This is a genomic window from Parabacteroides sp. AF18-52 (assembly GCF_003479145.1).
GTDB lineage: Bacteria > Bacteroidota > Bacteroidia > Bacteroidales > Tannerellaceae > Parabacteroides > Parabacteroides faecis.
Genome location: NZ_QUGR01000004.1, coordinates 342,656 through 367,876, shown reverse-complemented (window position 1 = coordinate 367,876; position 25,221 = coordinate 342,656). Strand labels below are relative to the sequence as shown.

General features: G+C 42.5%; 20 protein-coding genes, 2 tRNA genes and 1 riboswitch. Of the genes, 7 read left to right on the top strand and 15 right to left on the bottom strand.

Going from position 1 to position 25,221, the window contains the following annotated elements:
* Positions 1 to 155 precede the first annotated feature (155 nt).
* Positions 156 to 1,715 (top strand): DUF4435 domain-containing protein, encoded by a 1,560-nt coding sequence (locus DWX23_RS10060; protein ID WP_122374381.1) that lies wholly within the window; start codon positions 156 to 158, stop codon positions 1,713 to 1,715.
* A gap of 95 nt (positions 1,716 to 1,810) precedes the next feature.
* Positions 1,811 to 3,577: a glycosyltransferase family 39 protein gene (locus tag DWX23_RS10055; RefSeq protein WP_122374380.1), complete on the top strand. Its 1,767-nt coding sequence runs from the start codon at positions 1,811 to 1,813 to the stop codon at positions 3,575 to 3,577.
* Between the two features lie 23 nt (positions 3,578 to 3,600).
* On the opposite strand, the gene DWX23_RS10050 is transcribed toward DWX23_RS10055, so the two are convergent.
* The gene (locus DWX23_RS10050; protein WP_122352542.1) at positions 3,601 to 4,977 is read right to left on the bottom strand and encodes a DUF1080 domain-containing protein; all 1,377 of its coding nucleotides are present in this window, start codon (positions 4,975 to 4,977) and stop codon (positions 3,601 to 3,603) included.
* 196 nt (positions 4,978 to 5,173) lie between these two features.
* Here DWX23_RS10050 and DWX23_RS10045 point away from each other — a divergent pair, with 196 nt between their 5' ends.
* Positions 5,174 to 5,809 (top strand): HAD family phosphatase, encoded by a 636-nt coding sequence (locus tag DWX23_RS10045; protein ID WP_122374379.1) that lies wholly within the window; start codon positions 5,174 to 5,176, stop codon positions 5,807 to 5,809.
* A gap of 99 nt (positions 5,810 to 5,908) precedes the next feature.
* Here the strand turns inward: DWX23_RS10045 and DWX23_RS10040 are convergent, their stop codons facing one another.
* From DWX23_RS10040 to DWX23_RS09995, 10 genes are all read right to left on the bottom strand, one after another.
* Positions 5,909 to 6,847, bottom strand: a complete 939-nt coding sequence (locus tag DWX23_RS10040) for a T9SS type A sorting domain-containing protein (protein WP_122374378.1) — start codon at positions 6,845 to 6,847, stop codon at positions 5,909 to 5,911.
* A gap of 15 nt (positions 6,848 to 6,862) precedes the next feature.
* Positions 6,863 to 8,803, bottom strand: coding sequence for a TonB-dependent siderophore receptor (locus tag DWX23_RS10035; protein ID WP_122374377.1), 1,941 nt, complete (start codon positions 8,801 to 8,803; stop codon positions 6,863 to 6,865).
* On the bottom strand, positions 8,800 to 9,879 hold the full coding sequence (locus tag DWX23_RS10030; RefSeq protein WP_147382532.1) for a YncE family protein: 1,080 nt from the start codon (positions 9,877 to 9,879) through the stop codon (positions 8,800 to 8,802). The genes DWX23_RS10035 and DWX23_RS10030 overlap by 4 nt, the downstream gene beginning before the upstream one ends.
* 53 nt (positions 9,880 to 9,932) lie before the next feature.
* Positions 9,933 to 11,252, bottom strand: a complete 1,320-nt coding sequence (locus DWX23_RS10025; RefSeq protein ID WP_122374375.1) for a DUF5074 domain-containing protein — start codon at positions 11,250 to 11,252, stop codon at positions 9,933 to 9,935.
* A gap of 146 nt (positions 11,253 to 11,398) precedes the next feature.
* A riboswitch (cobalamin riboswitch) is annotated at positions 11,399 to 11,581 on the bottom strand.
* 200 nt (positions 11,582 to 11,781) lie between these two features.
* Positions 11,782 to 12,288 (bottom strand): outer membrane beta-barrel protein, encoded by a 507-nt coding sequence (locus tag DWX23_RS10020; RefSeq protein WP_122352536.1) that lies wholly within the window; start codon positions 12,286 to 12,288, stop codon positions 11,782 to 11,784.
* A 39-nt stretch (positions 12,289 to 12,327) separates the two neighbouring features.
* Complete coding sequence (locus DWX23_RS10015) at positions 12,328 to 13,968, bottom strand: dipeptidase (protein ID WP_122374425.1); 1,641 nt, start codon at positions 13,966 to 13,968, stop codon at positions 12,328 to 12,330.
* Between the two features lie 10 nt (positions 13,969 to 13,978).
* Entirely contained in the window at positions 13,979 to 15,388 is a 1,410-nt protein-coding gene (gene nhaD / locus DWX23_RS10010; protein ID WP_122374374.1) for a sodium:proton antiporter NhaD, read from the bottom strand.
* A 102-nt stretch (positions 15,389 to 15,490) separates the two neighbouring features.
* Positions 15,491 to 16,327: a deoxyribonuclease IV gene (gene nfo / locus DWX23_RS10005; protein WP_122374373.1), complete on the bottom strand. Its 837-nt coding sequence runs from the start codon at positions 16,325 to 16,327 to the stop codon at positions 15,491 to 15,493.
* A 37-nt stretch (positions 16,328 to 16,364) separates the two neighbouring features.
* On the bottom strand, positions 16,365 to 16,841 hold the full coding sequence (locus DWX23_RS10000) for a PaaI family thioesterase (RefSeq protein ID WP_122374372.1): 477 nt from the start codon (positions 16,839 to 16,841) through the stop codon (positions 16,365 to 16,367).
* 173 nt (positions 16,842 to 17,014) lie between these two features.
* Positions 17,015 to 17,554, bottom strand: a complete 540-nt coding sequence (locus DWX23_RS09995; protein WP_122352532.1) for a pyruvoyl-dependent arginine decarboxylase — start codon at positions 17,552 to 17,554, stop codon at positions 17,015 to 17,017.
* A gap of 293 nt (positions 17,555 to 17,847) precedes the next feature.
* Here DWX23_RS09995 and DWX23_RS09990 point away from each other — a divergent pair, with 293 nt between their 5' ends.
* Complete coding sequence (locus DWX23_RS09990) at positions 17,848 to 18,516, top strand: superoxide dismutase (protein ID WP_122374371.1); 669 nt, start codon at positions 17,848 to 17,850, stop codon at positions 18,514 to 18,516.
* A gap of 92 nt (positions 18,517 to 18,608) precedes the next feature.
* Here the strand turns inward: DWX23_RS09990 and DWX23_RS09985 are convergent, their stop codons facing one another.
* Positions 18,609 to 20,399: a TlpA disulfide reductase family protein gene (locus tag DWX23_RS09985; protein WP_122374370.1), complete on the bottom strand. Its 1,791-nt coding sequence runs from the start codon at positions 20,397 to 20,399 to the stop codon at positions 18,609 to 18,611.
* Between the two features lie 407 nt (positions 20,400 to 20,806).
* Between DWX23_RS09985 and trxA the strand changes: the two genes are divergently transcribed.
* A complete protein-coding gene (trxA, locus tag DWX23_RS09980) occupies positions 20,807 to 21,169 on the top strand; it encodes a thioredoxin (RefSeq protein WP_122374369.1) in 363 nt (120 codons plus the stop codon).
* 94 nt (positions 21,170 to 21,263) lie between these two features.
* On the opposite strand, the gene DWX23_RS09975 is transcribed toward trxA, so the two are convergent.
* Complete coding sequence (locus DWX23_RS09975) at positions 21,264 to 22,670, bottom strand: Gfo/Idh/MocA family protein (RefSeq protein ID WP_122352528.1); 1,407 nt, start codon at positions 22,668 to 22,670, stop codon at positions 21,264 to 21,266.
* Between the two features lie 229 nt (positions 22,671 to 22,899).
* Here DWX23_RS09975 and DWX23_RS09970 point away from each other — a divergent pair.
* Positions 22,900 to 22,973: transfer RNA gene (locus DWX23_RS09970), tRNA-Thr, on the top strand.
* A 95-nt stretch (positions 22,974 to 23,068) separates the two neighbouring features.
* Positions 23,069 to 23,151, top strand: a tRNA-Tyr gene (locus DWX23_RS09965).
* A gap of 263 nt (positions 23,152 to 23,414) precedes the next feature.
* Here DWX23_RS09965 and DWX23_RS09960 read toward each other — a convergent pair.
* Positions 23,415 to 23,660 carry an RNA-binding protein gene (locus DWX23_RS09960; protein WP_122352527.1) on the bottom strand — a complete coding sequence of 82 codons (246 nt, stop codon included), beginning with the start codon at positions 23,658 to 23,660 and terminating at the stop codon, positions 23,415 to 23,417.
* Between the two features lie 531 nt (positions 23,661 to 24,191).
* Entirely contained in the window at positions 24,192 to 25,190 is a 999-nt protein-coding gene (locus tag DWX23_RS09955) for a glycoside hydrolase family 130 protein (protein WP_122374368.1), read from the bottom strand.
* Positions 25,191 to 25,221 lie beyond the last annotated feature (31 nt).

Here is a 25,221-nt window from a genome sequence, read left to right as displayed (position 1 = left end):
TGTGATTAACTAACATATAAGAGAACCAGAAGCAGGAAAGAACAGTCCGGTCGAAAAGGACATTCTTTCCTGCTTTTGTTTTCCGGCAGTACAGAAAATAATGACAGAATACGAATAAATTCATTATCTTTGGAAGAAAAATAAGCTGTACTTGTATGGAACTGATTCTCCCCACCAGATTGAATGCTTCGGAACCGACTGTGCTTGAAACGAAAGTACTGGTTGTGATCGGAGCTAACGGAGCCGGTAAAAGTTCGTTCGGCAGAGATTTGCAGGAACGCTATGCTGAGAATGCTAAAAAGATATCAGGAATGCATTCGTTGTTCTTATGCAGCAACGAAGAGCCGGTTTCGTCGGAAGGCAACGAACTGGCCCGCATGCAGTCGATGATAGCGGAACGGATCTTCATGCCCCGGCTGTCGGACTACGAAAAACTGATTCTCCGCCTGCAAAGCGAAGAGTTTGAAGTGGCAGTAAACTATAAAGAAGCATGCAAACTGCATCCCGACCTTCCCCCACCCGTCACCAAGATCGACCGGATACAGACGATCTGGGAAAAGATGTTCCCACACAACCGGCTGGTACGTAAGTCGGGCTTTATCGAACTCGCCTCGACCAGTCGCAACGGTAACTCCTATACAGCCGGAAGGATGAGCGACGGAGAAAAGATTGTCTTCTATCTGATCGGTGCTGTGCTCTGTGCCCGTCCCAATGAATTGCTGATTATCGAAGAGCCGGAAATACTGCTTCACAACTCGATCAAGAACCTGTTATGGGACGAAATAGAGGCTTTGCGTCCGGACTGCACGTATGTCTATCTGACACACGACATTGACTTTGCGACCTCCCGTCCGGAAGGTAAACGGATATGGATCAGGGATTATAATGCCGATGCCCATGTGTGGGATTACCAACTGATAGAAGGAAGCGACAGCCTGCCCGAAGAGGTCTATATCGACATACTAGGAAGCCGCAAGCCGATCCTGTTTATCGAAGGAACCGACTCCAACAGCATCGACAACCGACTCTACCCGTTAATCTTCCCCGACTTTATGGTCAAACCGATGGGTGGCTGCCAGAAAGTGATCGAAACAACGAAAGCTTTCCGCCAGTTACAGGATTTCCATACACTGGAATCGATGGGCATTGTAGATCGTGACCGCCGTACGCAGGGAGAGATAGATTACCTGCGCGACCAGCATATCTTTGTCCCCGACGTAGCCGAAGTAGAAAACCTGCTGATGCTCGAACCGGTTATCAAAACAGTCGCCCGCCGTTTGATGAGAGACCCCGAACAAGTCTTCGAGCAGGTAAAGGATAATGTGATCAAACTGTTTGAGAAAGACCTGGAAAGCCAGGTGATCCTGCATGCCAAACATCGTGTCCGTAAGAAACTGGAGACAACCGTCGACCGTAAGATAACGACTGTCGAGCAACTGACCGAACATGTAGAAAGCATACGCTTCAACGTGCATGTCGACGAAATATACAGTGGCATCAAGGATAAATTCATTCAATATACTGAAACGGGAGACTACAAAAATATCCTCCGTGTGTACAATCAGAAAGGAATGCTCCCGCAAAGCCGCTTGTGTAACATCTGCGGAATCAGTAACAAAGAGAGCTATCTGAACCTCATCCTTTCCATATTAAAGGAAAACAAAGAGGATGCAGAAGTGATCCGTTCCTCTATCAAAGAATCTTTAGGGACATAAAAAGTTATCTAAAATGCGGAAAAAGTCCGTAAAAAATTGTTCTTTTGCAAATTGATATAACGACATTAACTGGTTTAGTCCTTTACAAAAAGAATATGCGTACACCGACATTACAATATCTCTACCTGCAAAAGCCGGTAACAATGGTTATCATAATCTGTATAATCTCCGTCCTTCCCTGGATAGGGTTGGGAGATTTCTCAACGAAAGGGGAACCACGCGAAGCATCAGTTGCCATATCCATGCTTGAAACCGGCAACTGGGTTCTGCCGCAGGTTTATGCCAACGAGTTTGCTTACAAACCTCCGATGGCACATTGGCTGATGGCTGCTTTCTCTTATCCGCAGGGATATGTATCGGAGTTCACTTCGCGCCTGCCGTCTACCCTTGCCTTTATCTGCCTGATGGGATGCACGCTGGTCTTTTTCGGGCGAAGGATAAAGTTTCAACAAGCATTTATCGCCACCCTCCTCTTGCTTACTTGTGTGGAGATGCACCGGGCGGCCATGACTACCCGGGTCGATATGTTGCTGACGACTTTTATTGTCATCGGGCTTTACCAATTGTTCCGCTGGGAAGACAGGCTCGAACTGAAAGGCCTGCCGATCATTATCCCGATCCTATTGGGGTGTGCAGTACTGACCAAAGGGCCGGTAGGCATTATCCTGCCTTTGTTCGTATTCGGAGTCTATTTGCTGATGCTCCGTAAATATAGCCTGCTGACTATCTTCAAAGCACTTCTTTATATCGGCGTTGCGTCCTCATTCCTGCCGTTATTATGGTATATTGCAGCCTGGAAACAGGGAGGGGACAAATTCCTGAATGTCGTACTTGCAGAAAATTTCGGCCGTTTCTTCCATCTCGATACGCCTGATATCACTTATGATTTAGGACATGAGAACGGAGTATGGTATAACTTTGTCACTTTAGCGGGTGGTTTTATCCCCTGGACAATCTTTTTCTTCTTTTCTATATTCGGACTGAAATGGCAATTAAAGAATATCTCTTTCAAGCAGATCGCCAAAGATAGCTGGAACAACATTCTATCAATGGAAAAGGAGAAGTTGTTCAGCCTGGTGGCTTTGGTCTGCATTATCTTTTTCTATAGTCTTCCATCGAGTAAGAGAAGCGTATACCTGATGCCTGCCTATCCGTTCATTGCTATATTCCTGGCTCAATATGCCATCTATATCACTGAATACAGGACAAAGGTAACCCGTATATTCGCTGCTTTCCTGGTCTCCGTCACGACGGTCGTACTGATTGCTATCGGATTGACAATGACAGGTATTATCGACCCGGTTGCCATTGCATCCCAATATACCAGCCGTCCTTCTACCCTTACACAGGTGGAAGCTGTATCCAACATGTTCTCTTCCGGTTGCGGACTGACTGTCTGTATCGTTATCATCGTATTGATAGCCCTACTGACTGTGCTTTATCAAATGTCCAAGAAGATAAACATCAAGATACTTTATGCTACGATAGCACTGACCTTTGCGATCAATTTACTGGTCGACGGAGTTATTATGCGCGGTATCCGTCAGGAAGGTTCGGCCCGTCCTTTTGCTGAAAGGGTGATGAAAGAATATCCGCTGACTAAGGATAATATGTTCGTCATGAACAACCTCAAAGTATACAGGAACCTGTACGGACTTAACTTCTATCTGGGTAACCGTTTCCATAATTTTGAGGAGGTGATGCCTAAGGAAGGATTCTTCTTTGCCACTCCCAGCGATCTGGAAGTCGTACAAAAAAATTATGGAGGCCAATATACATTTAATATACTGACCTCCTCTGAACGTATCATTCACGAAGTACGCCGGCCGGTTCTCCTATGCAGCTTCCTTCGTATAGAATAAACTTATTTCAACTCAAAACAGGACTATTTCAGCTCTTTGATCTTGATACTGCGGAAAGCGACCTCATCGCCATGATCCTGTAACAGGAGGTGTCCCTGGGGAGCTTCGCCGAAGCGTCCTTTCTCGTTATAAGACGGGGCTGCATATTTACTTCCTTTTACCATTTCGCGGAAAGCATCCGAACCGCGTTCATATTCCAATGTCTTGAAGCCGTTCAGCCAATGTTCCACACGATTGTCAGGAAATACTTTCAGGACAGCCTGGTTCCAGTTTCCTACACCATTAAAACGTTTGTTCTTTGCAGGCATCATATCGTAAAGGCTGGCCAGTGTACGGCTGCCGGGAACGGTAGTGTATAATTTGGCATCCGGATGACGCTGGTCGTCCAATATCTGATATTCCAGGCCATAAGCGGAACCGCTCGGTTTCTCTGCTTCCGTTACAAAATATTTGATACCGCTGTTTGCTCCCGGAGTAATTTTGAATTCCAGGCTCAGTTCGAATGCTGCATATTCTTTATCGGTTACGATATCACCGCCATTTGTAGATTCACCTCCACCTGATTTCAATACGATCAACTGTCCGTCTTCTACTTTCCAACCGTGGTCAGGGAATGCTTCTTTATGGGCACCACGCCAACCGGTTGTTGTCTGACCGTCGAATAACAGATTCCAGCCATCCGCTTTTTCTGCATCGGTCAGATAATTGGGTACACGGTTCACTTCCGGAGCTAATGTGCCCTGCATACGTTCCGCTTCCAGGTTTTCAGTCTTTATACGGATATTACGCCATTTGATTTCCTTACCTTCCAGATCGGTATTCTTTCCGATACCATGTACCTGGAATGCAATAAAACCTTTTGCCGTTTCATCGTCATACAGATTGGCAGTATTTACACCATTCAGCCAAATGCGGATATTGTTACCAATAGCTTCGATGCGGTATTTGTTCCAATCTGTCTTCTTATAAGCAGCTTGCCCGGGTTTGTTATCGACAAGCGTTACCAGCCAACCACGACGGGCTTCGTCATAAACGCCACCGCTCCAGGCTCTGTCGGAAGGGTCCATCTCGCACTGATAACCATGCACACGCCCATTCTGATAATCCGGACGGCTTTCGCTGCGAAACTGTACACCTGAGTTCAGCGAAGGATCACACAAGGCTTCAAATTCCAGGATAAAATCTCCATATTCCTGCTCGGTAGCCATAAAGCTGTTTGGCTGACCCGTCACGGATGTTCCCACCAGGCAACCGTCTTCTACCCGATAGGGTGCTTCCCCATTCAATTGTTTGAAACCGGTAAGGTCTTTACCATTGAATAACTTTTGCCAACCATCATTCGGCTGACAGGAACAAAGCAGCGCTAAAGACAAGGCTGCAAACTTCAAAGATGCTTTCATTCTGTTTTTCTTTTAGGTATTATAAATAAGTAAATAGTATCTACTGGTCTGTCAAGCAACACATGTGTACGGGCACAAAGATAAAATATTATTCATAAATGTACTGCAAAAGTGTAGCTATTTTACAGCAGAAGAATCTTTTTCAAAGAAATAGGCTTATCTTTGCCTGCAAAATGTAATCAATAAAGGTATTTTTATGAAATTAAAAACGGCTCTCTTTGACTTTGACGGTGTGATAGTCGACACTGAACCAATTTATGATATTTTCTGGAATGAAGCAGGCGAACGGTATGGAACCGGCATAGACAACTTCGCAGCTGTTATCAAAGGCACAACACTCCCTTACATAATGGAAAAGTATTTTTCCGACCGTCCGGAAGAATTCCGTCAGATGGTAATAAAGGAATCGACCGAATATGAAAGTACAATGCCCCTGCCTGCCATGCCGGGCTCACTGGAATTTCTGCATTTGCTGAAAGAGCAGGGTGTACAAATGGGTCTGGTCACCAGCTCCGACAACTCAAAAGTGGAACGTGCATTCAAATTACATCACCTGGAAGGTATGTTCGATACAATCGTTACCGCCGACCGTATCACCCGGGGCAAACCGGACCCGATGTGTTACCTGCTGGCTGCAAACGATCTGGGTGTCTCCCCTTCCGACTGTCTTGTCTTTGAAGATTCCTTTGCCGGGATACAGGCCGGTACAGCTGCAGGTATGCGGGTCATCGGACTGAGCACTACCAATCCGGAAGAATCGCTGAAGGATAAAGTTTATGAAGTGATACCGAACTTCGAGAAGATCACTTTAGAAGATTATATGAAATGGTAAACAGCCTTTTTCGCTAAAAGAAAACGGGACGAATCTATTGAAATAAGACTCGTCCCGCTTTCTTTAATATTCAGTAAAATAATATCTCCAAACAGCCAGTTAATCGTTTACTACAAATTTATAGGATACCGATTTATTTCCTTTGACTGCAGATAATATATAAATACCTTTTTGCAGATTTACAGGAAGAACTTCTTTTTCATCCCGGACCAGGAAATACTTTACGACACTACCATTCATCGATACAATCCGGCAAGTATAATCATTCATATTCTCCATAAATAATGTCCGGGCAGAATAATATGCTTTCGTATCTGAAAACGACAATGATTCATTGCCGGTAGGATCATTAGCCTCGGCAGCCTGCATCAGTTTAGAAACCGGCGGAGTATTCTGTTCACTGACATAATCGATGGCCGACAAGGTCCAGGCATCCCAGGAACCGTTTGTCAGATAACGCTGGCTTGCCCCGAACTGCGAGTATTGAAAATCGGCTGTAGAAGGTGCCTCATTTCCTACAGGGCCAGTATAATATGAACAATAATATTCTTTCCATCCTCCCATCCAGTAATCAGCAACATCCACCGGCCTGAAACCATCCGGATCAGCTTTGAGAAAAACTACTCCATCAACAAACTGATCCTGTTTAATGGTTACGGAAGTAGTTTTGTTCAAGAGGGAAAAAGAACCGCTGTTATCGGCATCATATCCAAATCCCCAGATGACAGGATCCTTTCCTGCATCTCCCAGCATTACATAAAAACGTGAATCATTTTGGGCAACGGCACGTATCATATCCAGGGCAGAAGGTTTCTCCCCATCTTCCCAACGATAGCCCCATACAAGAAAATGAATATCTTCCGCAACCAGTTCAGTCGGATCTTCACCGGTAACCCACTGAACTGCTAAAGCTGCCCGATTCGGTCCGGTTCCAGTCCAGTTCTTAATATCATCCATCGTGAAGGGAGACGCATTTTGTTGTGCGAATCCTCCGGAAACCAATAATAAAGCTATAAACAGATAAAATAGTCTTCTCATATTTTCATATTGTTGTTAGAAGTAAAACATCATCGAACCGAAAAAGCGCCGGAGAGGCATAGGATAGAATTCAGTACTTTCATAATAAGCATTGAAAATATTGTTTACCCTCAACTTAAACTCCGCTTTATAACGACTCTTCGGGAAATGAAACATATATCCGGCTTCCGCATCGTGGATCGTAAAAGCAACCGTACTGTATTCCTCATCGGTCGATGTATATCGCTTATCCGTAAAAGCAACTCCATACTTAAAGGAAAAGTCTTTTACCTGCAATAAATAATGCAGGTTCCATTTATGCAAAGGGATATAAGGCAATTGTTTATCTACCGTTGCATCTTTATCCGACGAACGAGTTTTATTGATAGCAGGACTATATCCGTAATTTGCAATCACCCGGTGAGAGAATACTCCGGTCTTCAACCCTACCTCTCCCATAATTTCCGCGCCATGAGAAAAAACCTTTTGTATATTCTTTGGGCTCCACAGATAGGTCTGTTGTGTCGGAAGCCATACAATCCAGTCCTTCACCGTCATCAGATAGTAACTGGCATCCAATTTAAAAGAAAAATTACCTAACGTCTTATTCAGACTGACAGTGGCATCATAAGCAAATCCTTTTTCCGGATTCAAATCAGGATTACCACCGGGCACCCAATAGAGATCATTCAATGTCGGATAATGATAGTTGTAAGCAACACTCCCTTTCACATCCAGCAAATCCCGGATCAAAGCATAACTGGCACCGGCAGAAAAAGTCGGCATGAAAAGATGATCGTTTTGTTCACCCATCAATTGCAGGTTCAGCGTAGTACGCTCTTTCGGCCTCCAAACCAGATTAGTAGTCAACGTCACCGTATTCCTTTTGATCGGATCGTCATAGTTATTGGTATGTACCCAGTCATAGCGGTAATTCAGGCTGCCGCCCAGTTCGAGATTCTCCCTGAAATGATAGGTATAATCGGTTTTAACGATCAGGCTATTCGATTTATTGTCACTGTCTGTACCACGATAATCACCGTCAAAACGCTGCGTATAATGGAGATCATCACGCAAATAAGCCAGGTTGGCCTTAAAATTATGTTTTTCTTCCACCAACTGATAACCGGCATTCAGACGCACATTTTGTGTCACTTGCAGTTCATGTTGTTTCTTATTCACAAGTATCGGTTGAGGTAATTGGTTCCGATTATACATATACCATCCGGCCAATGACAGTTGCTGTGAATCCCCCAGTTTATAATATAACTCTTGCATCAGGCCACCCTGCCAATATTTGGCTTCTTTCCGGCGTTCATAAAACGGGTCTTTTTGCAGCACTTTATTCAGATATTTAAAGTCGTTATCCGATTGCTGGTAATAAAGCCGTGTATTGGATAGCAGACGGGAAGTAACATGCCTGTAAGCCAATCCGCCGGTATAGGTATCATTTGCCCCGTATTCCAGCAAAGCACGAAAACGGTTTGTTTCTTTATTCCAGTCCGGTCGGGTATTCATATTAATACTGCCGCCGAATGCGCCTGTCCCGTTCTTCAGATACGTATTACCATGAAATAACGTTACCTCGTCGGTAAAAAAGTTCGGGAACTGGGAGAAGTCAAAACTCCCTCCCATGATCGGATTGATCGTAATCCCGTTCCAGTTAACCTGGGTATGACTGGAGGAAGTTCCACGAAAAGAAGAGGTCGATAAACCGCCCTGTCCCAGACTTTTGATATAGACAAGGCTGTTTTCGGAAAGGAGTTCACCCAATGTTTGTGTCTTGCTGCTTTCCAATAGTACAGATTGAATATCGGAACGACGGCTTCCTATATTGTTATCCCGTTGCCGCCTTTCGGCAGAAACCGTTACATTCCGTATCTGGATAACAGTATCGGTAATAGATGTTTGTGCCTTTCCTTCAACCAGGGAAAAGAGCAAAAGACAGAAAACAAAGGATGAAATTCTTATATTCATTTGAATAATATATATTGCGGAATAATACCTACCTGATATTCATTCAGACGTTTTCCGCTTAGATCGAATTCATAAACCCAGCCACGCTGGCGGTAATCCAGGGCATCACAGATAAAGATCGTTTCTTCGGGCGAGACTGCCATATTATACAACAGTTCGACTTTATCGCTATAAACGAAAAGCGGCTCTGCCGGTAATTGTTCTCCATCGATGGGGAAAGAGTAAATTCCTTCCTTATTATCATGAATCACATTTAGATATAACTTATCTTTTGCCTGATTAATGTCCAAACGGGCACCGAACTTACTCACCGTATAATCCGATGGGAATTTTACGGTCTTCACTGTCTCCAGGGTAGTCGGATCGATGCCGTTCAAAGAGGTTACCGTCCGGGGAATAATACTTTCGGGATCGTCATCAAATCCGCAAGCAAGTGCCCAGATCAGGCCATTCTTATCTTTCAACAGTTTGGAATCGCCCACCACAGGTATATCCAGTTCTTTGATCACTTTCAGGGAAGATAATGAAATAACCGCTATTTTCTTTGCAGCCAACGTAACGAACAGTTTTCCATCGGCAACAGCCATCTGCTTCGTTGAATAGGTCGATACTGGTATTTCCTGTAAAACCTTATACTCTTTCGTGTCGATTATCCACAAAAAGGCATTCCACAGATCGGAAACAACAGCCCGGTGATCGTCGATCTGCATAATGTATTGCGGACTTATCGTTCGTTCAGGATACAGGATGGTTGCTACAGATTTATAATCCGATTCATTTACAACTTCAATCTTTTCGGAGTTGTTCAGTGTAATAAATATCTTTCCATCGATGATAGAAAACGATTGCGCGACATCTCCCAGCGGACGATTATTTGCATTTCTGAAAATATCAGTCTGCACAGTACCATCCTCCATAATAGCATTCAAAGAGGCCGTTCCTTTCGTAAAGTTTCCCTCACAAGCCACATAAGCCCTCACCTTTAAATCAGGATCAGGCCCATCGGGAATATCGTCATTGTCTGAACAACTAACAAAAAGCATACTCATGAATGCAACAGCAAGTATTGCATTCATGAGTATATTCCCAGCATATTTCATCTGTTTATACATATAGAGAAATAATCGTATTATTCAAAATTATAGGTAAAGAAAATACCGGCCGGGAAGCGGGTGTAATTCTCATAATTAGCAGCCAGTTTAGGTTCATTGCTACTAAAATCAAATACACTGATGTTATTAATCAGATAATCTTTTCCATAACCTTTAATTGTATTCAATAAAACTTCTCCGGTCATGGGATTTACTCCTAAATAATTATACACTATTCCGGCATTTTCAACCATTGTCCTTGCATCCACCATAAAATCTGTTTGATTTTTACTGAAAACATGACGATAGATTTTTGTTGTTCCTCCACTAAAATACAAGGTATCACCTTTAGCACTAATAGCAGGAGTAGCCATATTACTGCTACTAGAGAAAGGCTCTACTTCATTTTCTTGCATAACAGAATAATCTTTTGTATTAATCTTCATGATCTTTTTTCCACTTGATACCCACAAATTACCATCAGATGCTTTGATCAGTCCGGAAATAGCATCATCAAATTCTATCGTATGAGAAATAGTATCTTTTCCTGTTTCTATTGTTACAATCGTTTTCGAATTTGTCGAAGCAAAAACTTTATTATCAGCTACGGCCATTCTATTTTTCTGAGCATTTTTAGTTCCTTTTATAAATGTTACAGTTTTACTAGACGGATTAAACAAAGAAACTCCATTATTATCACGAAGGTATATATCATTTTCTCCCAATACTGCAATATGAGTAGGCCATGATAGAGTTGTTTTTAACTCATCTTGATAACCAACCTCTTTCTTCAAGGTTTCAGCATTAGCGATAACTAAAAAGCCATCCCCACCCCCATTTTGGGAAACTATATACATCTTATTGTTAGCGATAAACAAATCCGGTGAAACTCCTCCCAAGAAAGAACCATTTGCCTTATAATAAATACTATCAGTTATCCCCCCCTTCGGACTGATAAATATTAATGTACCATTGCTACCGCTTCCTTCATTCAGCACAAACGTACCATATTTATATTTTCCATACACCTCTACAGATGTTGTTGCCGAATGTTCCCCATCCGCATTTTTAGCAGTCAGGGCAATTTCAAACTTACCCATTTCTTCGGAAGTAAACTTCAAGATAGAATCAGTAGAAGCTTCTTTGCCGTTTACTGACCATTGGAAAGAACTTTCAATCGGACTTTCGATATTAGCTTTAAAATAAAGTGTATCTTCCTGGGCTACAGAAAGCGTTCCACTTGTATTCTCGATAGATACAACAGGAGGAATTGGAGTATATTTTTCATCATCATCACTACATGAGGCAACAAGGCCTGCAAACACAAAAAGGGAAAAATAAATCAAATTTTTCTTCATGATTGTTTTACTTAATGTTATTACTAGAATCATTTATATAAACACATTAAGTAGCTTAAGGTAAAAACACAAGAAGGGAAGAAATAATAAAAATAAGCAGAAAAGTCCTACCTATTCTATTGTTCTTCAGCTCTAATCCTCGAAAGCCTTAAACTACATTTTGGAGTAGGTTTTCTGACTTGCTTCCGGTTTTAAGCGCCTTCCCAACTTTATCGATCAAAGTCAGTGGCATGTATGCTTAACCGTTCTTGAAGCTTACAGCAGCGGGTCTGTCCAGGACTTTCACCTGATTCCCTATTCCCAAAAGGATTGCAAAAATAACAATAAACAAGAAGCGAACAAAATAATGCATATAAAAGAAACATAGGTCTTTTGACTTCGAAACATATATGCTTTGTAATCAAAAGATAGGAGTTTTGAATTCAAAAGACCTATGTTTTGTAAAACAAAGAAGCAGCAACGAAAAAGGCCTCCCGGATGAAATAATCTTCCACCGGGAGGCCTTTCTATTTATAAAGTTATCTGTTTATCAGAAATTATATCCGACACGAACACCTAAAATAGGCTGATCGAAATCTTTAATGATATTGTATTTGAATTCCAAACCGACAGTTAACTGATCTGTTGCATAAACTTCACCACCTAAACCGATATTAGCTCCGAAGCGGGTAGTATTTGCACTTGCTTTCACATGATTTCCATTCCAATCGCCACTTACACTAGCCTTCCAGAAAGAAAGGTCAAGACCAGCCAACGGATAGAACCCGAACATATCGCTCAGTTTGAATACATAATGGACATTCATATCGATAGCCCAGGCACTCAAACCATTATCCTTCACAAAATAAGTCAATGAAGGAGCCAGACGAACTTCGTCAGTCAAATTATAACGATAATCGAGCCCTAGCAGCGCATTACCGTTATCATTAAACCCATAACCAATATTAAAACCAAAAGACGATTGTCCTTGCTGAGTCTGTGCAAATGCACTCATGCTGATAATCGCCAGCATACACATAACAATTAATTTTTTCATACTCTCAATTAATTTAGTTCAACATTGCAACAAATATAATCATTTTACTTTAAGTCTGTCGCCTGCACTCTTCACAATACTACGATAATAATCTTCATCATAGCCTGGGAAGTCCGGATATTCAGACAATCCGTAACCATTTTGTTTGAACTGGCCGTTTTCTTCTTTCTTAACGTTTCCGTCCATATATTTTACTAAAAGATACTCACCGAGTTTCTTCCAGCGGGCAGTTGCCTGATCGGCCGTTGTCGTACTGAACCAGGTCAGGAACCTGACAGCTTCTGCCGGATTCTTTGCATACAACTCGGATGCAGCCTTGTCAATAGCCGGAATGGCTTCCTTATAGCTGTTTTCCAACTCCTGCTGAACCGGACGGATATCCCGGATCATAAAGCTGTATTTACCGTATGCCTGGTTAGCCACCCAGTTATGGATCCAGAAAGCGGAAGTCCAAGAAAAATTCATGATATCGCCGTTCCCCACCCGGTAACATTCGGGAGACTCGGTGATGGAGCAATATAACGGAGTAAATACAGCCATGTCTGCATCATCCACACCAAACCAAAGGATACCGCCGATAGCATCCGGCAACCAGTTACGCATCTGCGGAACGATCACAAAACCGGTCTGCTGCGTAGCTATTGCACGTTCGTTCGTATATTCTTCACCATCCACTTTAAATGTCATCGGACGCCAGCGGTAGGGCACTTTATAAGAACCTGCTCCGGCATCTTTCGTCATATCCAGGTCTGTCCCTTCAAAATGATCGCGCATACCGTTCTGAACATCCTGAACGGACAACAGACGATTCGGTTTTATATACAATGGCATCGGTTCTTTAGAAGGATCGCCTTTGATAAGATCCGCATATTTATCCATCGTAGTATCATACTTACGGAAGAAAGACCATACGCGAGCTTCACAACCTCTCAAACCACTGAAGTCGTAAGGACAATATACCTTCTGGAAACTGAAATCCTTATCTTTTCCGCTGAAATAACCTTTTTCACGAGCGAAAGAGACTACATCGGGCGAATATATACAGTTTTCTTTATCATCGAAAGGAATCTGCTGGATACGTGACTGATTGGCATGTGCAGAGATGCAATCATCCGGAATACGAATCGCTACCCAGACTGCCCCTTTGTTACCCGGACCTTTTCCGATCAGTTCCATTACCCACGCTTCGTTCTTGTCAGCGATGGAGAATGTCTCGCCGCTGCTGTAATAGCCGTGTTCCTTCACCAGGTCGGTCATAACCTTGATCGCTTCGCGAGCCGATTTGGAACGTTGCAATGCGATATAGATCAGACTTCCATAATCCATAATACCTGTCGTATCCACCAACTCGGGACGGCCGCCGAATGTACTTTCCGTGATAGCCACCTGATGTTCGTTCATATTGCCGACTACCGAATAAGTCTGTTCCACCTGCGGGATCTGCCCCAGCGGTTTATTCGTATCCCATTCCCTGACTTCCAGCATCGCCCCTTTTGGCCAGGTCGCTGCCGGCCAACGATACAACTCGCCATACAAAGTATGCGAGTCTGCTGCATAACTGATCATGACCGATCCGTCGACCGATGCTTTCTTTCCAACCAACAAACCCGTACAAGCCATTGCCTCCATCCCGGAAAGCAAAACGGCACAGGCTGCTGCGATAATCCATTTTCTTTTCATATAAATAAGTTTAAGCGAATAATAGCATATATACTGCCGCACCGCAAATATAGCCAATCAATGCCAATATAGAAAATCGCTTTGTATAGTACATGAAATCAATCTTCTCCAATCCCATCACCGTTACACCTGTTGCCGAACCGATAATCAGGATGCTACCGCCTGTCACGGCACAATAAGCAAGGAACGTCCAGAATCCGCCGTCGGAAACAAAGAACTGGGCATAAGGAGCCAGATCGGGAGCCTGCTGTACGACCGGGTACATTCCCATCGTGGCAGCCACCAAAGCCACGTTATCCACACAAGAAGATAAAACTCCGATCACGAAACTGATCAGATAAGGTTCATGTACATGCTGGTCGAGATAGGCAGACATGATTCCCAACTGTCCCGATGTTTCCAGTGCACCTACAGCCATCAGGATACCCAGGAAGAAAAAGATCGTTGCCAGGTCGATATTAGGCAACAACTGTGTGATACGCAACTTTTCCGATTCATGGACATGCAAACGGCTGTACATAATGTCGGTATATATCCAGAGAACAACCAACCCGAGCAATACGCCCAGGAACGGCGGCAGGTTTGTCAACATCTGAAATACAGGAACCAATGCCAACGAAAGGACACCGATCACAAATATCACCCGGCGGGAATGATTCGGTATCTCCGGTATAAACTCGTCGGCTGCCTCTTCCTCACTCATGACACGCAACCGGGCATCTTTCTTGAACAGCCAGAAGTGGGCTATCGTCAGCGGAACCAGCATATTGATCAGTGCAGGAATAAATACATGGGAGATCTGATGCATAGCCGTCACATTCTTTCCTACCCAAAGCAGGATCGTCGTCACATCACCGATCGGCGACCACGAACCACCGGCATTCGCCGCAATGATCACCATACAGGCATACTTCAAGCGGTCGGTCCTGTCGGGAACCAATTTACGAAGCACCGCCATGATTACGATCGCTGCCGCCAGGTTATCCAGTAAGGCAGAGAAAAAGAAAGCGGCAAAACTGATGTACCACAATAATTTTCTCTTGTTGGAAGTCCGGATATATCCCGTAACGGCCCTGAAACCACCATGTTTATCGACAATATCGACGATCAGCATGGAACACATTACAAAGAATAATGTCTCGGCTACGTTTCCCAGATGGTAAACGATGGAACGGTTGGTTATAAAGTTAATGAACTGGTCTTTAGCCGGTAGATCAGTCATTTCAGGGTTCTGTACCAGAAACTCTTCAAACAAAGGGTTAGAACGTTCGACAAAAATGTTGTAAGCATCGAACATCAATATCATCCATAAGGAAATGGCCATAAAAAGAGCTATTGCCGCTTTGTTGATCTTAATCTTATCTTCAAGCGCAATGCCCAGGATGCCCAGAACAAAAATAATTGGCATTAATATAAACATACGTGTATTTTATTTAGTCTGCCCTTTCATCAAAGGGACTTATTAATATATGGAAAAAGAGGAGACTTGCTCAAGTGCCCCTTCTCCCGGTTCATTATCTACTTATAAAGTGTACAGATAGCTGATCTCCTCCGCCCAGATCGATTCGTCCGGCGTCTCCAATATCAGAGGTATATCGTCAAAACGGGTATCCTTCATCAACATCTGAAAAGTCGTCATTCCCATCACGCCTTTCCCGATACTGTCATGCCTGTCTACACGGGTTGCCAGGTCTTTCTTGGAATCGTTGATATGCATTCCACGTAGGTATGAAAAACCGATCACTTCATCGAAATGGCGGAATGTCTCCGTAAAGCCCTGTTCCGTTTTGATATCATAACCGGCAGCCAGCGTATGGGCGGTATCGATACAAACACCTACACGGGATTTGTCGTCCACCCGGTTGATGATAGCCGCGATTTGCTCGAAAGTGTATCCCAGGTTTGTACCCTGTCCGGCCGTATTCTCTATAACGGCACATACTCCCACAGTCTGCTCCAGTGTCCGATTGATCGATTCGGCAATACGTGCCAGGCAATCGTCTACCGAAATTTCATTCAGATGGCTTCCCGGATGAAAGTTCAGCCGGTCCAGTCCCAGTTGTTCGCAACGCTGCATTTCATCCAGAAAGGCATCGCGTGACTTTTGCAGACCGTCCGGGTCCGGATGTCCCAGATTGATCAGATAACTGTCGTGAGGTAAAATATGTTTGGCTTCGTAGCCGAATTCCTCACAACGTTCTTTAAATAAGGAGATACTTTTCTTCGTCAACGGAGAAGATTTCCATTGACGTTGGTTTCGGGTAAAGAGGGCAAAAGCTTTCGCCCCGATAGCATTGGCGTTCAGCGGAGCATTCTCAACCCCACCCGACGCACTTACATGAGCTCCAATGTACTTCATTTGTTAATCGTTTACTTTATTCTTTTCGTTCAGTGTTCTATTTTTCATCTTCGGTTTTACAACCGCAAAAATGAAACTTCTCCGTTGCCTGTTCTTTAGTGACAACAAAATACACGATGTCCGCGCGTGAACAAAGTTCGTTCTGCGAATTGTATATCTCTGTCTCTATAAATATGGCATTCCGTTTCTGCTCTTTGATACGCCCCCGTATCATCAAGCGCGGTTCGCGTGTCGAGATACTTTTCAGGAAACGGGCATCCAGCCGTGAAGTCACGCCCGACGTCTGTAATTTCCTCAATACTACCCAACCGGCCAGTTCATCCATCATTGTCGTCTGGATTCCCCCGTGCAATGTCTCCAACCATCCCTGGTAATGGCTTTCCGGTTCCCAGAAAGCAACGATGTCATCGCCATCCTCGTAAAACTCCATGTGCAGTCCTTGCGGATTTCCGGGTGCACACCCGAAACACATATAGCCCTCCAGCCCCTTCCAGGGATTAATAATCTTTTTCATACAACAACAGCTTTAAACGGATTGTTTCTTAAATAAAAAGAATTTTATGACCTAAGTCGCTTACAAATATAACAAACTTATGCCGTTTTTTCCCGTAAGGACAAAAAAACAGAGATAAGAACCTGTGCCTTACCTCTGTTTTCCATACTAATTATCGGGTATATTATCTTTCTTTAGTCCTCGATCTCAGGCATTAAGAAATCCACGAAACACAGAGCAGCCAAAGCTGTACCATATCTCTTTTCGATGGTAATACCTTCGGTAATAAAGTTCAGTTCACCCAGATAATACTTACCGTAAGTTTTCTGGTGCAGGTCGTTGATTACACGGATCAGACGTGACTCCAACTCCTCGATACGATAACGGCCGCTAACCTCACATACCAGGGCTCCAACCTTCTCATCGAAGTTTTCGTCCTTGTACATCCAGGCGTAAACCACACCGGCAGATACAAACTCATCCTGATAACCATGAGAAACCGCCATAATGGTTTTCAATTCAGTGCCAAATGGAGGAAGATCAATTTCATCCATGGTTGCAAGATGCGCTGTTGCAGGGATTACAGACGAATAAGTCATAATGTTAAAGTCTGAAATACCAGCATCATAAAGAGCCATGTGATAAGAACCTGCATGTTTTTCCAGGTCTGAATCACCACTACCCTTTGTAATAAAAAAGGTGTTTGGAATTAAATTCCCAACTTTCTTTACCATCTACAAATATGTGTTACTTAATTAATAATATGAGGGCACAAAAATAGAAACTTCTTTGGGATTTTGCTCTCTGCTAACGATAAAAAAACAGCTTTTTACATATTATTATTCATTTTATTTCCAGCCCATTTTAAAGATGTATAATAATCAAGCGTTAGAGAACCTTCGGTTAAAGGTCATAAATTTTACTTATCGTTTAATCAATAAAAGTTATCGATTTTGCTCCGATTTCTTTGAACAAATATCAAACCATCCATGTTAGAATAGTAGAAACAAGATAAAACTTAGTAATTATGCTTACATTATGTCTTAGTTTATTATTGTTGGTAACTAATAATAGTAATAGTAATAGTAGTAGTCAAATAACAGATAAAAAAGAAGAAATTATGAAATTCGAACTAATTAAATTGCCTTATGCTCCAGAAGCATTAGAACCAGTCATCAGTAAAGCAACAATTGATTTCCATCACGGAAAACATTTACAGGCTTATGTAAATAATCTGAACAACCTGATCCCGGGAACCAAATTTGAAAACGCTCCTCTGGAAAAGATCGTAGCAGAATCTGACGGTGCTATCTTTAATAATGCCGGACAGATACTCAATCATAATTTGTATTTCACCCAGTTCTCCCCGAAAGGCGGCGGCGAACCTAAAGGCAAGTTAGCAGATGCTATCAAAGCAACCTGGGGTTCATTTGAAGACTTCAAGAAAGAATTCAACGCAGCAGGAGCCGGTTTGTTCGGTTCAGGATGGGTATGGCTGGCAAAAGATAAAGACGGCAAACTTTCAATTACCAAAGAAGCTAACGGTAGCAACCCTGTTGCCAAGGGTCTGACTCCGATTTTGGGATTCGACGTATGGGAACATGCTTATTACCTGGATTACCAGAATCGTCGTCCCGATCATCTGAACGCTTTATGGCAAATCGTTGATTGGGATACCGTTGGCGAAAGGTATTAATATCGATATTAATATGTAATTATAGTTAGGCACGGGTTACCGGATTCTACGATTTAATGTTCGTAGAATCCGTGTAATTCGTGCCTAAGTGATTAAAAGAACGTCTTAAACACAGAGGCTCCCTTCTTTATTCCTTTTTCATTCAGGAACTTTTCTAATTGATAAATATCATATCCATCGTCCAAGATCTCCCCTTCCGGATTAATCAATACATAACGGGGAATTCCACTCATAGCGAATAATTCCTCCAAATAAGCATATTCGTAATCGGAAAGAAAATAGGACTCTTCCCCTTTCAGATGCTCGGCGATATATTTCCTGTAATCCTTCTCCGGAGAATTCTGAGAGGATGTGATAAAGAGATATGCAAAGTCCGGACTACCCGTATATGACTTTCTTAATTCAGAAAACTGATCAATATCCCCTCGGCAAGGTCCGCAAGTTGTGCCCCAGAAATCAAGTAATACATATTTACCTTTATGAGGAGCTATCAGACGACGGACAATCTCGCCCCCTTTTGTCTGTTGAAGCGGGTCTGACGAAGAAAACCGTTTTTGGTACTTTTCTCTCATAACCTCTTTTATCGTATTATCGGTAATAAAGGAAATACGCTCATTATACAGCGTATCGGCATCGGCCGGTGAAGCAATTCCTTTCAGTTGTCCGATAAAGTATTGCAATGCAAATATATCGAATGCCAGCGACGGAGTTTGAGGATACATCTTTTTAAAAGTGTTATTACATTTCTCCCAGCGCTTTGTCAGTGATTCCAGATCGTTTTCTACAGAACTTATATGAACGCTCAATACAGAATTACCGGCGTCCACATCTTTCTGTAACTTTACATTAAAGGAATCGCACCAGGCTTTGTATTTTTCTTCGAAAGGAGAATAAACCGATCTGTCCAGTTTTTCGTTGAAAGCTTTCAGGAAAGCCGGATTAGCCTTATGTGTACCGATAAAGTAACGATGACCTTCGGCTATCTTGCGTTCTTCATCCGTTAAAGGAGCATTTTTATCTAATAAGTAAGTGAGAAAAGTGTATTTAACCGTTATAATGGTGTCTTTAACCGAGTTTCCTGCATCCATGATCGGAGGTGCAAACCGGATACTCCCTATCATGTCCCTGTATTGGGATAACGACACAGCATCCTTCTTTTCAAAAGGCATATCCTGTAAAAACGTATAATAATCCGGAGGTGTGGGCTGTTGGAGTATCTGATTATCCAGCTTTGCTCTACCGAGGTGTCTGCGAAAATCAGCAAAGGATAATAGAATATGTCCGTTATACAACTGTTCATGATAACGAATCAAATCGGCTATATCCTGAGAAAGATTACGGGCCGTTTGCAAAGAGTCGATCGTGCGAAGCCTTTCCGCCAGGACCTTTTCCCTCTTGACTTTAAAATCGTTGGGAGAAAGACGTTCCATATCGGATTGCATTCCTGAAAAGTCATTGGAATAATGCGTTCTCCTGAATCCATAATAAAAATTCAGTTCTTTGGATATATCCGCACCGTCCCCTTTATATTCGCAACTATCGGGGTAGTCCGGATTCAGGGTGAGATGCAACTTTCCCTTAGGCAATGCATAAAGTGTATAATAGCGTGAACCGACATTCAAATTCATTTCCTGTGAGTGACCGAGCGGAATCGAGGCCTGGAAATATCCTCCTGGAGCTACTTCTGTCACTTTTACCAGAGGTTTACCTGTAAATAATTCTTCATAGTAGATTTTTCCTATCAGAGGTTCTGCCGCCGGTTTATATCCCTCAATATGACCGGTAAGCAAAAAGGTATCTGAATTGATTTCCGTATTGTTTTTTACAGAAGATGTACACCCCAGCAAGGCACAAGAGCAAACAAGTAGAAATACCTGTTTCATATTTTTTTTCCATAAGTATTATATTTTGTCCTATCAATGCTTGTATCAACGTCAATCAGGAAAGGTATCAATCAGTTATTACAAAACAAATTATCTAAGATAATTACCAAAAACAATGTGTAGCTTTCCTGTGAAACGTAAAGCTAGCAAATCTATCAATGGGTTGATACGAGTTTTCATTATTTAACAGAGAAATTGTAAAACATGGGGTTCAGGAATTTCACCTTTTAAAAAGAACATGACTCTGCAACATATCCTATATAGCTTCCTTCTGCGTTATATCGCTACAGAAGGACAAAATGTCAATTATTAAGGAAAAACAGCCAATAATTACAAGAATAACAGGTAGTAACTTTGTTATGTAAATAGAGATATGAATAGTAACTAAATAACAAGGAGTTATAATTATGAAAATTAACGAATTAACAAAACAGGATTTTTTAAGTAAAGTAGCTAACTACGAAGCAAGTCCCGATAAATGGATGTATGAAGGTGATAAGCCTTGTATCGTAGATTTCTTCGCAACCTGGTGTGGTCCTTGCAAGATGATCGCTCCTATCCTGGAAGAATTGGCAGACGAATATACCGGACAAATTGATATATATAAAGTAGATACTGAAAAAGAAGAAGAACTGGCTGCCGCTTTCGGTATCCGGAGCATTCCTTCCCTCCTGTTCTGCCCGATGGGCGAGCAACCGCAAATGGCAAGAGGTGCGATGAGTAAGGCCGACTTCAAGAAAGCAATCGACGAAGTTCTTTTAAAGAAATAAAGTAAGCAACGCAATTATCTTACTGAAGGAACTCCTGAAAGTGCAGACAGACAGAAATGACTATCGGCTTTCAGGAGTTTTTTATTTTTACAATTTATCCGTGTAATATCTCTTTCATGTCAATAACAGGCCATGGCTTATAATCACGCCAGGCACCACGTGTAAAGTCAGGAACAGCGACCGAACAGCTCTTATTCAATACGGAGCGCTCACTCAACTCGACGATACACGACCAGGCTGCCGCATCATATACGCTCTGATCCAGCGGATAACCGTTACGCAGACAGTAGATCAGGCGCCAGTCCATGATAAAGTCCATACCCCCATGTCCTCCTACCTTCTTCGCCCGTTCGCCGATATATTTGCTTAACGGGTGTTCATATTCTGCCATCACGTCTTTTTGCGGACCTTCTTGCAGGAATGAATGTGTATCAGGCTGGATAGCGACCTTCTGTTCAGGATACTTGACAGCCATACCTTTGGTTCCCTGTACCAGATGGATGCGGGAATAAGGGCGCGGAGAAGTCGTGTCATGCTGAATCATAATGGATTTACCGTTCACGGTATGAATGATCGTGGTATTCATATCGCCCATTGCATAACGTTCTGAAAGGGTGATACGTTCGTCGTCCGTCAGGTTTTCTTTTGCCCAAAGTGCAAGGCCGAACTGGTTGGTGGAAACAGACGAAAGATAATCCATACGGTCCCCCTGGTTAATTCCCAGTATTTGGGCTACCGGGCCAAGTCCATGTGTAGGATACGGATTGCCTGTATGGTATTTGCTATATTCCAGGCGCCAGTGTTTATAATAACCTTTAAATTTAGAACTTCTCAGATCATGGATATAAGCGCCTTCGGTGTGGATAATCTCTCCCAGTAATCCCTGGCGTGCCATATTCAGTGTTGCCAGTTCAAAGAAATCATAACAGCAATTTTCCAGCATCATGCAATGAAGCTGAGTTTCTTCTGCCTTATCGACCAACGCCCAGCAATCTTTTACCGTGAGTGCGGCAGGGACTTCGATAGCTACATGTTTTCCATGATCCATGGCGTAAAGGGCAATCGGTACATGTAATTCCCAGGGAGTAGCATTATAGATCAGGTCGATGTCATCGCGTTCGCACATCTTCTTCCAGTCTTCTTCGCCTGTATAAGCAATGGCTTCTTTCCGTTTGCTGTTGTTAAGGGTTTTCTGGCTGTTGGCAACTCGTTCCGGATCCAGATCACAGATAGCAACGATCTCCGCGCCTTCAATCTGTGCCAACCGTTTTACGGCTCCGGCTCCCCTACCCAGGCCAACAACACCGACACGAACGGTGCTCAATGGTTTGCAACGTAATCCTAAAACGGATTTTCCTTTTGCAGGGGGAGATAAATCCTCCATGGGAGAAAAAGAAGGGGCAACAGCCGGTGTCGAAGCAGCATTCATGTCTTTACCTACAACGATAGCCGCGCTTCCAGCCAATGATCTTCTTAGAAATTGTCTTCTGTTAATGCTCATGATAATAGATTTTAGATTAAGTGAGATTATATGAGTTGGCAAAATAAGAATTAATTTTCACATCTGCTATTTTTCTAAAAAAAATATAGATTCTTTTCTTATTATTAATCAGGAAGATAGATTCGATCTTACATAGGCAATGAAAAAAAATGCGTAGAAAAATGCACTCCCCTATTGCGAGATTAGAAATAATCACTACCTTTGCACTCGCAAAACAGAAATACTGAATGCCTCTTTAGCTCAGTTGGCCAGAGCACGTGATTTGTAATCTCGGGGTCGTTGGTTCGAATCCGACAAGAGGCTCAAAAAATTAACAGTGGAAAGTTGACAATTGACAGTTAATGTCACTCTCCGATTTTAATCTGTCAATTATTAGTTATCAACTGTCAACTTTAGCGGGGCAGTTACCAGAGTGGCCAAATGGGGCTGACTGTAACTCAGCTGTCTTTCGACTTCGGTGGTTCGAATCCATCACTGCCCACAGAAACCTCAGGAATTTATTTCTGAGGTTTTTTGTTTTATATACTATCCTGTTCCGATAATCGGGATTGACAAAAGCAGGAATCCTATTTCGACACTGCCACTTCCCAGAGTTAGAGGATATTCAATGCCAATCCGGCAGATAGTCTGAAGTCAGAATGAGAGAAGGAAAATAAAGTATGCATCACTAAAATAAAAAAGGATATCCATTACCGGATATCCTTTTTTATTTTAGTGATGTATTAATTATAATGTGTCAGTTCATTAATTCTTAGGAAGTGCTTCTTTTACTACCATTGCACGGCCTTCATATTCTGCTCCGTTCAGTTCGTTGATAGCTTTGATAGCTTCTGAACTTTCAGGCATTTCTACAAAAGCAAAACCTTTTGATCTTCTTGTGTCGCGATCTACAATAAGTTTTACAGAATCAACTGTTCCGTACTCTTCCATTACATCTCTCAAATCTGATTCCTTAACATTGTAGCTAAGGTTACCAATATACATGTTCATAAATATAAAAATAAAAAATTAATAATTTAACAATAAAACTTTAGGAAGGTCTTTATCAGAGATGGAAATACCCGGTGTTTGAAAACCGGAAAGATACATGTTAGAGTAAGATCGAAATAAATCTCTTATTGTTTCTGATGCAAAGTAACGGAAACTATTTGGATAACGAACTATACATACTGATATTTATTCCATAATAAATCTTTTTTGTAAAATAAGACCATAAATTGGCAAGGAATAGGGTGTTTTTACTTTAGAATAAATCGGTAGGCATTACACCCTCAGGGAAGGCTTTTTGTGATTATAAACCATGAGAAAAGATACAGCAAAAACACATACAACAAAAATGATATTCAGACAAATGACAAAAACCTTACCCTCTAAAATACCGATTTTTAAAAACTGGGTAGAGATTTTTGAGACTTTTGAAACTCTCCGATAAAAAACTTCTAAGATCAAAGTGGATATACTTTGATTTTAGAAGTTTCATATAAAGACAAATTCTATTTCAATATCCCCGAAAGGATTTCTTTATACAATAGAATTCTTCTTTGTAAATTCAATGATCTCACTGATATGACCAAAAGCAAGCCCCGTTACCGTATCGGCACAACCATAATAGATCGCAATACGGTCCGATTCAGGATCATGCAACGCAGCACATGGGAAAGTAACATTAGGCACATCCCCAACACATTCATAATCCTTCTGCGGAGAAAGCAGATAAGGACCTGTACGATATTTAATCTTCCAGGGCTGATCCAGATCCAGCAAAGCTGCACCGAAGCTATATACATAGCCGTTACAAGACTGCAATACGCCGTGATAGATCAGCAACCAACCTTCCGATGTTTCGATAGGAATAGGACCTGCACCAACCTTCAGGCACTGCCATGCACTCACTTCAAACGGAGCCGGAGCCATCACATGACGATGCTTTCCCCAGAAACACATATCAGGAGATTCGCTATAGAAGATATCTCCGAACGGAGTATGTCCGTTATCACTCGGACGGCTCAGCATAGCAAAGTTACCGTTGATCTTACGCGGGAACATCACGCCGTTACGGTTGAAAGGCAGATACGCATTCTCCAACTGGTGGAATGTTTCGAAGTCGAACGTATAAGCTACGCCGATCGTCGGACCATGATAGCCGTTACACCAGGTAATATAATAACGGTCTTCGATGAAACACACGCGCGGATCGTAGGCATAAACAAACTTTCCGATCTCTTCGTCTTCACATTCGAACTCCAGCTTTGTTTCGGAGATATTCCAATGGATAGCATCGGCACTGAAACCTACATGCAAACGCATACGGCGGTTTGTGTCGTCACAACGGAATATACCGGCATAGCCTCCCTTGAACGGAACGACCGCACTGTTGAATACACTGTTAGATGTCGGAATGATATCACGCGGTATCACCGGATTCTTCGAATATCTCCAAAGTACTTCCTTACAATCGGCCGGGCGGTCTTCCCAAGGCATATCTGGCAACGGTTCGCCAATAATTTTCAGTTTATCCATTTCTTTTGATTTGTTTTATTTGACAATACAA